We start from the raw sequence: 11876 nt of genomic DNA on the forward strand, positions 1-11876 counted from the left end.
ACCGGACGTGGTGACTGCCCGCCCCGCACCTGCGGTTGCACCTGAGGTCCGGTCCCACCCGAACGCACCCGGGGGCAGCTCGTCACACCGGGCGAGGACCCTCATTCCGCAGGGCCTGCCGACGGGGGGTCGGCGGCCGCCGGATCGAGGACGCGGTCGAGGAAGTTCCGGGTCCGCGCGTGCGACGGGCGGGTGATCACCTGCGCGGCGGGCCCCTGCTCGACGATCACTCCGCCGTCCATGAACACCACCCGGTCCGCGACCTCGCGGGCGAAGCTCATCTCGTGGGTGACGACCATCATGGTCATGCCCTCGTGCGCCAGCAGCCGCATCACCGACAACACCTCGCCCACGAGTTCCGGGTCGAGCGCCGAGGTCGGCTCGTCGAACAGCATCACCTCCGGCCCCATGGACAGGGCCCTGGCGATGGCCACGCGCTGCTGCTGACCGCCGGAGAGCTGGGCGGGGAAGGCATCCGCCTTGTCGGCGAGACCGACCCGTTCCAGGTTCTCCCGGGCCACCGCGGCGGCCCGCTCCTTGTCCCGGCCCAGCACCCGCCGCTGCGGCAGCGTGAGGTTCCCGGTGACGCTGACGTGCGGGAACAGGTTGAACTGCTGGAAGACCATGCCGATGCGACGGCGGACGGCGTCGATGTCGACGTCGGGGTCGGTGAGCTCCGTACCGCCGACGAAGACCTGGCCGCCGCTCGGCTCCTCCAGCAGGTTCACGCAGCGCAGCAGCGTCGACTTGCCGGAGCCGGAGGGGCCGATGACGCAGACCACCTCGCCGGGCGCCACCTCCAGGTCGATGCCGCGCAGGACGTGGTTGTCGCCGAAGGACTTGTGCAGTGCGCGGATCTCGATCTCGGGGCGGTCCCCGTCCGTGGTGGCCGCCGTGTGCGCGCTTCCCGCCTGCTGTGACATGTGGTCCTCACGTGGCCTTGTCCGCGCGGGCTTCCAGCCGGCGCACCACGAAGCTCAGCGGCACGGTCACCAGGAGGTAGCACAGGCCCGCGACGAGGATCGGGGTGGAGTTGGCGGTCTCGCTGGCGAGGTCCCGGCCGAATTTCGTCAGTTCCCGCTCCTCCAGCGTGACGCCGAGGAAGAGCACGAGCGAGGAGTCCTTGAAGAGCAGGACCAGTTCGTTGGTGAGCGGGGGGATCACGATGCGGAACGCCTGCGGAATGATCACCGAGGCCATGGCGCGACCGTGCGAGAAGCCCAGCGAGCGGGCCGCTTCCATCTGCCCCTTGGGGACCGCCTGGATGCCGGCCCGGATCGTCTCCGCCATGTACGCGGCCGCCACCAGGCCGAGGCCCAGCGCGACCTTGCCGTAGATCCCGCCGGGGATCTCGGTGCCGGGGAACGCGAGCGGTACCGCGACGCCGACGAAGATGAAGATCAGCAGGGCGGGCAGGCCCCGGAACAGCTCGATGTAGACGCTCGCGACCCAGCGGTAGGGGGCCACCGAGGACAGCCTCATCATGGCGACGACCAGTCCGAGGACGAGGCCGAAGAGGAATCCGGAGAAGGTGTACACCACCGTGTTGCGCAGGGCGGTGGTGATGATCTGCGGGAAGAGCCGGACGGCCAGGTGGGTCTGGGCGAACTGGTTCTGCAGCCTGCCCCAGTCGGCGAGCACGCCGACCAGGACCAGCACGGCCACGAAGACCGCGTACTGGACGCCCTGCCAGACGCGGCGCCGCTGACGCCGGGTCAGCCGTGAGGTCACGACGTGGCCTGGGGCAGCGGGCCGATCCACTGCTCGTACAGCTTCTTGTAGGTACCGTCGGCCTTCGCCGTGGTGATGGCCTTGTCGATCGCGGCGAGCAGGGCGGTGTTGCCCTTCTTGACGGAGAAGCCGTACTTCTCGCCGGTGTCGATGTTCTGTCCGACGGCGAACTCCGTCGCGTTCGTCTTGTCCTTGAGCCAGCCCTGGACGACGGGGTAGTCGATGACGACCGCGTCGACCTGGCCGGTGCGCAGCCCGTTCAGCACCGCGTCGGAGCTCTCGAAGGCGACCGGGTTGAACCCCTGGGCCTTGGCGTAGCTCTCTCCGGTGGTCTCGGCCTGCGCGCCGAGCTTCTTGCCCTTGGCCTTGAGGTCGGCGAGCGAGGTGATCCCGCTCTTCTTGGTGGCGAGGAGGGCCTGGGTCGCGTCGAAGTAGGGGACGGAGAAGTCCACGTTCTTCTTGCGCTCGTCGGTGATGGTCATGCCGGCGGCGGCGAGGTCGCACTGGCCGGAGTTCAGGAAGGCGCCGGTCTTGAAGTTCTCGAACGGCGTGTCGAGGATCTTCTGTTCGACTTTGAGGTTCCGGGCGACGAGGTCGATCAGCGCCACGTCGAACCCGACGACCTTGCCGTTCTGTTCGAACTGGAACGGCGGGTAGGGCAGATGGGTGCAGGTGGTCAGCTTGCCCTTCTCCACGACGGGGACGCCGCCCGCGGCCTCCCCCGGGCCGCTGCCGCCGGAGGAGCAGCCCGCGGCGAGGAACACGCCCGCTGTGGCGGCGGCGAGGCCGGCCGTGGCACGGATACGGGAGCTGCTGCGCTGGCTGCGGTGTCCTGCGGCCGTCCGGAACACGGTTGACCTCCACGGATGCGGGGTGGGAGGCGGTCGTGGGCGCGACCGTCCGTCGGGATCGTAAGCCCCCGGCGGCCCGTGGCGGCGGAGCGTGCGGGACGCGGCGCAGACGTGGCCGGACATCGCCCTTCCGCGGCCGGACCGGACCTGTTGCGCCCGGTCACCCGATCGGCCCCGGCCCCTTCCCGTGGCGGCGGGCCGGGGGCGGGGCGGTCGCCGTCAGGTGGCCAGCAGGTACTTCTCGACCACACGGAGGTCGGTGTTCCAGTAGGTGACCCCGGGGGTCGGGCCGATGTTCAGGAAATCGGGCCGGGTCAGCGGGACGCGGACCGGCTTGCCCGCGTCGGAGCCGTTGTCGCGGTCGCGGAAGCCGACGGACAGCGAGGTGACGACGTCGAGCTGTTCGCCGACCCGGTACAGGCGCAGGCCCGCGTACGCCTTCCCGTGCGGGGCGAGGGTGGCGACGGCGTGCCGGTCGGATTCCAGCGGACCGACCGGATCGCGGGCGTCGCCGCCGAGTCGCACCGTCGGGTAGAGGTAGAGGGTGCAGGGTTCGTCGCCGGTGTTGGTGGCGGTGAGCAGCAGGTGCTTGTCGGAGTCCTGCCGGTAGGAGGTCGTGGTGATCGCGATGTTCGCGGCGGTGCAGGACGCGGCCGCTCCCGGGGTGCCGGGCTGCAGGGCGGGGGCGGAGGGGGTCCGGGCGGGGGCCGTCGGGGCGGGGGTTCCGGTGCCGGAGGGGGCCGTCGGGCCGGGCGTGGCGGGCGAGGTCGCGGACGGTGAGGCCGGCGGGGAGGAGGGGCCCTTCGCGCCGTCCCCGTCCCCGGAGCCCGGGCCGCAGGCCGTGGACGAGAGGAGCGCGGCGGCGGCCGCGGCCCCGAGTACGTAGTTCTGCCAGCCTCTGCGGGTGGTGCGCATGTGGTCCCCCGAATGGCGTCACGTGCGTGGAGTGGCGGTCAGAGCGACCACCTCGGTTATCGCTCCGTCCGGCCCTCCGTACGCCTTCTCGAACGGATCGTTACGGATCGCGCATATGGCGGTCGGAGCTCCGTTTCGCCTGCTCAGCGGTGGCGCGGGGGCGGGCGGTCAGGGGACCAGGACCACCTTGCCGAGGTTGCGGCGGTCTTCGATCGCGGCGTGCGCGCGGGCCGCGTCCGCCAGGGGGATCCGAGCGTGGACGGCGGGGCGCAGGGTGCCCGCGGCGTGCAGCCGCCAGAGCTCGCGCCGCCAGCGCGCGTACAGCTGCGGCCGGCCGGTGGCGACGGCCCGCATCTGGAAGCCGATCAGCGACGCGCCGCGCACGAGGAGTTCGTACGCCTCCACCGTGCCGCCGCCCGAGCTGAAGGCCACGATGCGGCCACCGGTGGCGAGGGCGCGGACGGCAGGGGCGAGCAGATCGCCGCCGACGCCGTCGAGGACGACGTCATGGGGGGCTCCCCAGTCGGCGTCCTCGTACAGGACGACCCGGTCGGCGCCGAGGGCGCGGACGAAACCGGCCTTCGCCGCGCTGCTGACGGCGGCGACGACGCGGCCGGCTCCCGCCGCCCTGGCGTACTGGACGGCCAGGCTGCCGACCGCGCCGGCCGCGGCGGTGACGAGGACGGACTCGCCGGGCTCGACGCGGGCGGCCGCGTGGGCGCCGCGGGCCACCAGTCCGCTGCGGACCAGCGCGACCGCGTCGACCGCGCTCGCACCGGCCGGGACGTGCGAGGCCATCGCGGTGTCCAGGACCGCGAACTCGGCGTAGGCGTCGGTGAAGCACAGTCCGGTGACGCGGTCGCCCACGGCGAAGCCGGTCACTCCCGGGCCCACAGCGACGACCGCTCCCGCGACCTCGCCGCCGAGGGAGACGGGCCCGCCGCCCTCCCGCACCTTGCGCACGGTGGGCAGGGTCACGCCGATCGCCTCGCTGCGGACCAGTACCTCGCCGGGACCGGCGACGGGCGGGCCGACCTGTTCGGCGACCAGCAGGGCGGTGCCTCCGTCTGGTTGGTGGCGCATGCGCAGCACAGGACCTCCCGGATCCACATATCATTGGGGGTCCCAACGATAAGGGAATCCATGGGGATGTCCAACGACTTTCGCTAGGGTGACCGCATGACCTCACCGCTCGCGCACATCCAGTCCCTGCCCACCTGGCTCGTCGGCCGGGTCGCCGCGCGCGGCAGGGGCCTGGTCGCCGACGCCCTCGCCGCCGAGGGGCTGCGCCTCGCGCACCACGCGGTACTGGCAGCGACCGCCGAGTACGGGCCCGTCGCGCAGGCCGACCTGGGCCGCCGGCTCGCGGTCGACCCGAAGGACATGGTGGGCATCCTCAACCACCTCCAGCGGGCGGGGCTCCTCCTGCGCACCCCCGATCCGGCCGACCGCCGCAAGAACGCCGTCACCGTCACCCCGGAGGGTTCGGCGGTGCTGGCCCGCTGCGCGGCCCTCGCCGAGACGGCGAACGCCGCGCTGCTGGCCCCGCTCGACGCCGCCGAGCAGGAACGGCTGATCGCCCTGCTGACCCGGCTCCACGAGGCGCCGTAACGGCCCCGGGTCGCCCCAACCCGCTTGTCGGACGGCATGGTTGGCGCGGGCGCCGCCCCGGCCGTACGCTGGCCGCATGATCGGGATTCGTCGCGCGGGACCGGCCGACGGGGACGCCCTCGGTGAGATCCACGCCGCCGCGTGGGAGGCCGCCTACGCCCCCTTCTTCGCACCGGAGTTCGCCGCACGGGCGGTGGCGGACCGGCGCCGCCGCTGGCACACGCGGGCCGGCCCGAGACCGTCCTGCTCGCCGCGGTCGACGGCCGCCCGCTCGGCCTGACCTTCTTCGGCCCCTCCCCCGGTCCGGGAGGGCCCGGGCGCGGCGAGGTCTTCTCCGTCTACGCCCACCCCGACGGCTGGGGCAGTGGTGTCGCGGCCGCGCTGATGGACGCCACGCTGGAGCACCTGCGCGCGGACGGCTTCGCCCGCGCGCACCTGTGGACCCTGCGCGACACCCCGCGCTCCCGCCGCTTCTACGCCAAGTGCGGCTTCCACGAGACCGGCGCCCGCCGCCCGTACGACTTCGGCGACGGAAATCCGCTCGAACAGGTCGAGTACGAACGGCCCTGCTGAGCCGCTGGGCCACCGCGACGCCGCCCGCGCGGGACCCGCCGTCCCCGCACGGGCTCCCCCGGCCGCTGTGAAAGAGTGCCGGGAGAGACGAACCGACAGGTCAGGAAGGCACCACCCGATGAGCACAGCCGAGCAGCGGCCCGACCACGCGGCGGCCGTCGCGGCGCAGACCGCCCGCTTCGTGGACCTGGTCCGGGGCGCCGACCTGACGCTGCCCGTACCGACCTGCCCGGGCTGGACCCTCGGCGACCTGGTCCGGCACTGCGGCGGCGTCCACCGCTGGTTCTCGGCGCTGCTGCTCCAGCGGGTCCAGGAGCGCCCGGCCGGCCGTGACCTCGACCTGCGCCTGCCCGAGCGGGACGAGGACTACCCGGACTGGCTGGCCGCCGGAGCCGCGGCCGCCGCCGAGGTGTTCGCGGGCCTGGACCCGGACGCGCCGATGTGGGTCTGGGGGGCCGACGCGCATGCCCGCTTCTGGATCCGCCGGATGCTGTTCGAGACGCTCGTGCACCGGGTCGACGCGGAACGGACCCTCGGGCTGCCCTCCGCGATCGAGCCCGCGCTCGCCCGGGACGGCGTCGACGAGTTCCTGACGAACCTCCCCTTCGCCACCCCCTTCGCGCCCGGCGTGGCACGGCTGCGCGGTACCGACCGGACGATCCGCTTCCGGTGCACCGACACGGACGGCTCGTGGCTGGTCCGGCTGCGCCCCGACGGCTTCGGCCTCGTCGCGGACGGACCCGGTGCCGGGTCCGGGTCCGGGTCCGGGTCCGCCGACGCGACCGTCCTGGCCCCGGCCGCCGGTCTGCTGCTCGCCCTCTACGGCCGCACCACCCGCACCGCCCCGGGCATCGAGACCACCGGGGACGCGGAGCTGCTGGACCTCTGGTTCGCGAACTCGGCGTTCTGACCGGCCCACGACCCACCCCGGCCCGCCCCGGCCCGCGCCCGGGCGCCGCGGAACGGCGGGACCGGGGGCGGGCCGGATGCGGAGACGGGACCTCAGAAGTTGATCATGTGGCCGGCCAGGCCGTGGACGGCCTCCTTGACCGCCTCGCCCAGCGTCGGGTGCGCGTGCACGTTGCGGGCCACCTCGTGGACCGTCAGGTCCCACTGCTGGGCCAGCGTCAGTTCCGGCAGGAGCTCGGTGACATCGGGCCCGATCAGGTGGGCGCCGATGATCTCGCCGTGGGTGGCGTCGCTGATCAGCTTCACGAAGCCCGCGGTGTCGCCCAGGCCGTGCGCCTTGCCGTTGGCGGTGAAGGGGAACTTCGCGACGCGGACGTCGAAGCCCTTCTCCTTCGCCTGCGCCTCGGTCCAGCCGAAGCTGGCGATCTGCGGCTGGCAGTAGGTCGCGCGCGGGATCATCGGGTAGTCGAGCTCCATCGTCTCGGCGTCCGCGATGGTCTCGGCGGCGACGACGCCCATGGCCTCGGCGGTGTGCGCGAGCATCAGCTTGGCGGTGACGTCGCCGATGGCGTAGATGTGCGGCACCGAGGTGCGGCAGCGGCCGTCGACCTCGATGGCGCCGCGCTCGGTGACGCGCACGCCGGTGGCCTCCAGGCCGAAGCCGGTGACGTTCGGCGCGAAGCCGATCGCCTGGAGCACCTTGTCGGCCTCCAGGACCTTCGTCGCCCCGTCCGGGCCGGTGACGCTCACCCGTACCAGGGGGCCCGATTCGTCGATCGACTCGACGCGGGTCGAGGTCAGCACGTCGATGCCCAGCTTGCGGTACTGCTTGGCCAGCTCCGCGGAGACGTCCGCGTCCTCCAGCGGGGCGATCCGGTCCAGGAACTCGACGATCGTGACCTTCACACCGTAGTTGTGCAGGACGTACGCGAACTCGATGCCGATGGCACCGGCTCCCGCGATCACGATCGACTGCGGCACGTCCTCGGCGAGGATCTGCTCCTCGTACGTCACCACGCGCTCGCTGCGCCGCGTGCCGGGCAGCAGCCGGGGGGTGGCGCCGGTGGCGATGATGCAGTCGCCGAAGGAGATCTCACGGGTGGCCCCGTCGGACTGGGCGATCCGCAGGGTCCGCTCGTCGACGAAGGTGCCCCGGCCGTCGAACTCGGTGATCGCGTTCTTCTTCATCAGGTAGTGGACGCCCTTGACCCGGCCGTCCGCGACCCGGCGGCTGCGCCGGTGGGCCTCGCCGTAGTCGAAGGAGACCTGTCCGTCCACCTTGATGCCGAAGGTCTTGGCCTCGTGCGTGAAGATGTGCGCGAGTTCGGCGTTGCGCAGGAGCGCCTTGGTGGGGATGCAGCCGACGTTGAGACAGACTCCACCCCAGTACTTCTCCTCCACGACCGCCACGCTGCGGCCCAGCTGAGCGGCACGAATGGCGGCAACGTAGCCGCCGGGGCCTGCCCCGAGGACGACGACGTCGAAATGCTCCTGCATGGACGGATTCCTTCCCATCACAAGTGGTGCGCAGTTACGTTCTCCGCCCACCGTACGCCCGGTCACCGGGTGCGCGTGTTCGAAGATCACCTCTGCGCCCGCAACCTTTTGCCCCGTCCGCCCCTCTCCCTCGTTGGCATGCCGACGCGTGCCGGCGGGCCCGCGGGCCCGGACCGATAGCCGACAGAAGGTCTCACCGATCCATGAAGCTGACGAGTGGCGCTCCCCTCGTGCTCGCCCTGCTGTGCACGCTCCTGCTGTTCGCCCTGACGGTCTGGCTGTGGCCACGGCTGGCAGGGGGCGGTCCGCGCCGGGTGGCCGGCCGGATCGGGCTGGTCGTGCTGGTCCAGCTGCTGCTCGTGGCCTCGATCGGACTGGCGGCCAACCGGAGCTTCCTGATCTACGGCTCGTGGGCCGAGCTGGCCGGGCACGCGCAGGCGCCGCCCGCTCTGGACAAGGGGCAGGGCGACGCGTCGGGCGTCAAGGTGCTGGGCCGCCAGCCCGTGGACGTGCCCGGCGGCGCCACGCCGCGCGTGGGCGGTGCGATCGAGAAGGTGACGATCCAGGGGCAGCGGTCCAAGACCGCCACCTCCGCCTACGTCTACCTGCCGCCCGAGTACTTCCAGAAGGGCAACGAGCACCGGACGTTCCCCGCCGCCGTGGTCCTCACCGGCTTCCCCGGCACCTCGGAGAACCTCATCAAGGGACTTGACTACCCGAAGACGGCCTGGAAGCTCGCCAAGCACAAGAAGACGCAGCCGATGGTCCTGGTGATGATGCGGCCCTCGGTCATCGCGACCCGCAACACGCAGTGCGTGGACGTCCCCGGCGGGCCCCAGAGCGAGACCTACTTCGGCACCGATCTCCCCACGGCCGTGGCGGGCACGTACCGGGTGAAGAACGCGCCGTCGAGCTGGGCCATCATGGGCGACTCCACCGGCGGCTACTGCGCCCTCAAGATCGCCCTGGAACATCCGGAGCGCTACTCCGCGGGCGTCGGCCTGTCGGCGGACTACAAGCCGGAGATCGACGCGGACTCCGGCGACCTCTTCCGCGGCGACAAGGAGCAGGAGAAGCGGGCCGACCTGCTGTGGAGCCTGGACCACCTCCCCCAGGGGAAGTCGTCCTTCCTGGTCACCACCTCGCTCCAGGGCGAGAGCAACCTCAAGCCGACGCGGCAGTTCATCGAGAAGGTGAAGGCTCCCGCCCGGGTCTCCTCGATCACGCTCGACCACGGCGGCCACAACTTCAACACCTGGCGGCGGGAGATCCCGCCGTCCCTGGAATGGGTCAGCGCCCGCCTCACCGCCGGCTGACGGGAGACGGGCGCGGCCCGGGCGGCGAGTGCCCCCGGCGTCACGCCCTGCGCCGGGCGGTGCCGGCCGCCACGAGCAGCGCGGCCAGGACGAGGAGCGCCGCGTCGACGGCGAGGACGGTGCGCACCCCGTCGAACAGCGAGGTGCCGGTGGTCGCCAGGACGCCGAGCAGCGGGATGCCGATGGTCAGGCCGACCTGCTGGGTGGTGGTGACCAGGCCGGTGGCCAGCCCCTGCTCCGCGTCCGGTACGCCGCTCGTCACGAGGATCCCGTACGAGATGATCGCGCCGAGGTGGAACATGCTGGCCACCGAGACGGCCGCGGTCGCGACCAGGGCGCCGGAGCCCGTTCCGACGGCGAGCAGCGCGGCGGTGAAGAGGCCCTGGCCCAGCAGCGAGCCGACGAGGGTGCGGCGGGGGCCGAAGAGGCCGATGACCCGGGGCGCGAAGGAGCCCGCGAGGATGGAGGCGACGCCCTGGACGCCGAAGACGAGGCCGGTCGTGAAGGACGACAGGTGCAGCGTCTCCTGGAGGTAGAGGGTCAGCACGAAGATGACCGTCGACATCATCGAGAAGGTCAGCAGTCCCCCGATGTTGCCCCAGGCGACCGTACGCCGCTTCAGCATCGGCAGGGAGACCAGCGGTGCGGCGGCCTTCGACTCGACCACCACGAACGCGGCGAGCAGCACGATCCCGGCCGCCAGCGTGATCCGGACGTCGGCCCCGCCGAAGCCGTGCTCGGCGGCCGTCGAGAGGGCGTAGATCAGCGCCAGCAGACCGCCGGTGACGGTGACGGCGCCGGGTACGTCCAGACGCGGCCGGTCGGGGGTGCGGGACTCGGGCAGCAGCCGCGGGGCGAGGCACAGCACGATCACGGCGGCGAGGGCGAGCAGGGCCATCGTGGAACGCCAGCCGAGGGTGTCGGTCATGACCCCGCCGAGCACCATGCCGACGGTGAAGCCGAGGGAGAGCAGGGTTCCGGAGATGCCGAGCGCCTTGTCGCGCAGCGGGCCCTCGGGGAAGGTCGTGGTCAGCAGGGACATGCCGGTCGGGACGATGACCGCCGCGCCCAGGCCCTGGAGGGCGCGCCCGGTCAGGAAGGAGGCGGGGTCCCAGGCGAGGGTCACGAGGAGGGAGGCCGCGCCGAAGAGCACGAGGCCGGTAAGGAAGAGCTTCTTGCGTCCGAACAGGTCGGCGATCCGGCCGAAGAGGAGCAGGAAGCCGCCGGAGGGCAGCGCGAAGGCGGTGACCGCCCACTGGAGGGCGGAGGTGCTCAGGCCCAGGTCCCTGCCGAGCGCGGGCAGCGCCACGTTGAGGACGGAGAAGTCGAGCGCCACCATGAACTGGGCGGCGCAGAGGACGAAGAGGACCAGCCGGGCGCGTCCGGTGAGCCGGCCGTCGCCGGGGGCGGTGGTGTCGTGGAGGCGGGCGGCTTCGGGTCCGGTCCGTGTCCGTGTGTCGATCGTCATGTCCACACCTTCGCGGGCCGGGAATGCCCGTGAAGAGCGGGAACTTATCCTGTTGTTGCCACCACCAGGCGGCATTCGAGGGGGATTTCGTGGCCACGCCGATCGACGAGCACCGCCGGAGCGAACTGCGCGCGTTCCTGATGAGCAGACGCGCACGGATCTCGCCCGCCGAGGCCGGGCTGCCGGACGGCGGGGCCCGCCGTCGCACGCCCGGCCTGCGCCGGGAGGAGGTCGCGGTGCTCGCCGGGGTCGGGGTGTCCTGGTACCAGTGGCTGGAGCAGGGGCGGGACATCACGGTCTCGGCGCAGGTGCTGGACGCGGTGAGCCGGGTGCTGAAGCTGACCAGCGCCGAGCGCCGGCACCTGTACGTCCTCGCCGGGCTCAACCCGCCGGTGCTGGAGGTGTCCCCGCTCGACCGGGACATGTGCCACGGGCTGAAGCGGCTGATCGACGCCTGGATGCCCTTCCCGGCGCACATCATGGACGTGTACTGGAACACGGTGCTCTACAACGACTCCGCGGCCCTGGTCTTCGGAATGCGCCCGGAGATCGTCCAGAACTGCCTGATCGCCTTCTTCACCGATCCGATCTACCGGGCGCGCAGCCCGCAGTGGGAGGAGATCGCCTGCGATGTGGTGGCGCAGTTCCGCGCCGCCTGCTCCGAACGCCCGCAGGACGAGGGCTTCCGGGAGGTCGTGGAGCAGGCGCGGGAACTGAGCCCGCGGTTCGCGGAGTTGTGGAAGCAGCGGGACGTCCGGCCGGGCGGTCTGATCCGCAAGCAGATGGACCACCCCGTCGTCGGCGCGCTGCACGTGGAGTCGACGCAGCTGCGCATCCCGGCGCGGCCCGACCTCGCGATCGTGCTCCACACCCCGCTGCCGCACACCGACACGGCGCGCAAGCTGGAATGGCTCACCTCCCCGGAAGGCGGCCGCGGCCTCCTCTACCCCCTGGCGGGCTGACCCGTTCGCCTGCCGGGCCCCGGCCGCCGTCGCTAGGGTTCCA

At 72.3% G+C, this 11876-nt stretch carries 12 protein-coding genes; 5 read left to right on the plus strand and 7 right to left on the minus strand.

What is annotated here, in order from left to right; genetic code table 11:
- Positions 1-101: 101 nt before the first annotated feature.
- The 5 genes from ACGFXC_RS05895 to ACGFXC_RS05915 form a co-directional block, all read right to left on the minus strand.
- Entirely contained in the window at positions 102-923 is an 822-nt protein-coding gene (locus ACGFXC_RS05895) for an amino acid ABC transporter ATP-binding protein (RefSeq protein WP_393709907.1), read from the minus strand.
- A gap of 7 nt (positions 924-930) precedes the next feature.
- Positions 931-1731: an amino acid ABC transporter permease gene (locus ACGFXC_RS05900; protein ID WP_393709909.1), complete on the minus strand. Its 801-nt coding sequence runs from the start codon at positions 1729-1731 to the stop codon at positions 931-933.
- The gene (locus ACGFXC_RS05905; protein ID WP_393710903.1) at positions 1728-2534 is read right to left on the minus strand and encodes an ABC transporter substrate-binding protein; all 807 of its coding nucleotides are present in this window, start codon (positions 2532-2534) and stop codon (positions 1728-1730) included. Before ACGFXC_RS05905 ends, ACGFXC_RS05900 begins: the two co-directional genes overlap by 4 nt.
- 267 nt (positions 2535-2801) lie before the next feature.
- Positions 2802-3497 (minus strand): DUF4232 domain-containing protein, encoded by a 696-nt coding sequence (locus ACGFXC_RS05910; RefSeq protein WP_393709911.1) that lies wholly within the window; start codon positions 3495-3497, stop codon positions 2802-2804.
- A gap of 168 nt (positions 3498-3665) precedes the next feature.
- Positions 3666-4589 carry a zinc-binding alcohol dehydrogenase family protein gene (locus tag ACGFXC_RS05915; RefSeq protein ID WP_393709913.1) on the minus strand — a complete coding sequence of 308 codons (924 nt, stop codon included), beginning with the start codon at positions 4587-4589 and terminating at the stop codon, positions 3666-3668.
- Between the two features lie 87 nt (positions 4590-4676).
- Between ACGFXC_RS05915 and ACGFXC_RS05920 the strand changes: the two genes are divergently transcribed.
- The 3 genes from ACGFXC_RS05920 to ACGFXC_RS05930 all read left to right on the plus strand — a co-directional run bounded on the left by ACGFXC_RS05920 (position 4677) and on the right by ACGFXC_RS05930 (position 6591).
- On the plus strand, positions 4677-5108 hold the full coding sequence (locus ACGFXC_RS05920; protein WP_393709915.1) for a MarR family winged helix-turn-helix transcriptional regulator: 432 nt from the start codon (positions 4677-4679) through the stop codon (positions 5106-5108).
- 141 nt (positions 5109-5249) lie between these two features.
- Positions 5250-5681, plus strand: a complete 432-nt coding sequence (locus tag ACGFXC_RS05925; protein WP_393709917.1) for a GNAT family N-acetyltransferase — start codon at positions 5250-5252, stop codon at positions 5679-5681.
- 118 nt (positions 5682-5799) lie between these two features.
- On the plus strand, positions 5800-6591 hold the full coding sequence (locus ACGFXC_RS05930; RefSeq protein WP_393709919.1) for a maleylpyruvate isomerase family mycothiol-dependent enzyme: 792 nt from the start codon (positions 5800-5802) through the stop codon (positions 6589-6591).
- Positions 6592-6683: 92 nt separating this feature from the next.
- On the opposite strand, the gene lpdA is transcribed toward ACGFXC_RS05930, so the two are convergent.
- Positions 6684-8087 carry a dihydrolipoyl dehydrogenase gene (lpdA, locus tag ACGFXC_RS05935; protein ID WP_393709921.1) on the minus strand — a complete coding sequence of 468 codons (1404 nt, stop codon included), beginning with the start codon at positions 8085-8087 and terminating at the stop codon, positions 6684-6686.
- 203 nt (positions 8088-8290) lie between these two features.
- Here lpdA and ACGFXC_RS05940 point away from each other — a divergent pair, with 203 nt between their 5' ends.
- Positions 8291-9403 (plus strand): alpha/beta hydrolase, encoded by a 1113-nt coding sequence (locus tag ACGFXC_RS05940; protein ID WP_393709923.1) that lies wholly within the window; start codon positions 8291-8293, stop codon positions 9401-9403.
- 40 nt (positions 9404-9443) lie between these two features.
- On the opposite strand, the gene ACGFXC_RS05945 is transcribed toward ACGFXC_RS05940, so the two are convergent.
- On the minus strand, positions 9444-10871 hold the full coding sequence (locus tag ACGFXC_RS05945; protein WP_393709925.1) for an MFS transporter: 1428 nt from the start codon (positions 10869-10871) through the stop codon (positions 9444-9446).
- Between the two features lie 140 nt (positions 10872-11011).
- Here ACGFXC_RS05945 and ACGFXC_RS05950 point away from each other — a divergent pair, with 140 nt between their 5' ends.
- Positions 11012-11833 (plus strand): helix-turn-helix transcriptional regulator, encoded by an 822-nt coding sequence (locus ACGFXC_RS05950; protein WP_393710905.1) that lies wholly within the window; start codon positions 11012-11014, stop codon positions 11831-11833.
- Positions 11834-11876: the final 43 nt, after the last annotated feature.

The organism is Streptomyces sp. NPDC048507 (assembly GCF_043199995.1).
In the GTDB taxonomy this organism is placed as follows: domain Bacteria; phylum Actinomycetota; class Actinomycetes; order Streptomycetales; family Streptomycetaceae; genus Streptomyces.

What these genes read in the sequence shown, in the direction of transcription:
- ACGFXC_RS05950 (WP_393710905.1), top strand. Translation starts at nt 11,012, where the DNA reads ATGAGCAGACGCGCACGGATCTCGCCCGCCGAGGCCGGGCTGCCGGAC.
- ACGFXC_RS05895 (WP_393709907.1), bottom strand. Translation starts at nt 923, where the DNA reads ATGTCACAGCAGGCGGGAAGCGCGCACACGGCGGCCACCACGGACGGG.
- ACGFXC_RS05940 (WP_393709923.1), top strand. Translation starts at nt 8,291, where the DNA reads ATGAAGCTGACGAGTGGCGCTCCCCTCGTGCTCGCCCTGCTGTGCACG.
- ACGFXC_RS05910 (WP_393709911.1), bottom strand. Translation starts at nt 3,497, where the DNA reads ATGCGCACCACCCGCAGAGGCTGGCAGAACTACGTACTCGGGGCCGCG.
- ACGFXC_RS05920 (WP_393709915.1), top strand. Translation starts at nt 4,677, where the DNA reads ATGACCTCACCGCTCGCGCACATCCAGTCCCTGCCCACCTGGCTCGTC.
- lpdA (WP_393709921.1), bottom strand. Translation starts at nt 8,087, where the DNA reads ATGCAGGAGCATTTCGACGTCGTCGTCCTCGGGGCAGGCCCCGGCGGC.
- ACGFXC_RS05945 (WP_393709925.1), bottom strand. Translation starts at nt 10,871, where the DNA reads ATGACGATCGACACACGGACACGGACCGGACCCGAAGCCGCCCGCCTC.
- ACGFXC_RS05930 (WP_393709919.1), top strand. Translation starts at nt 5,800, where the DNA reads ATGAGCACAGCCGAGCAGCGGCCCGACCACGCGGCGGCCGTCGCGGCG.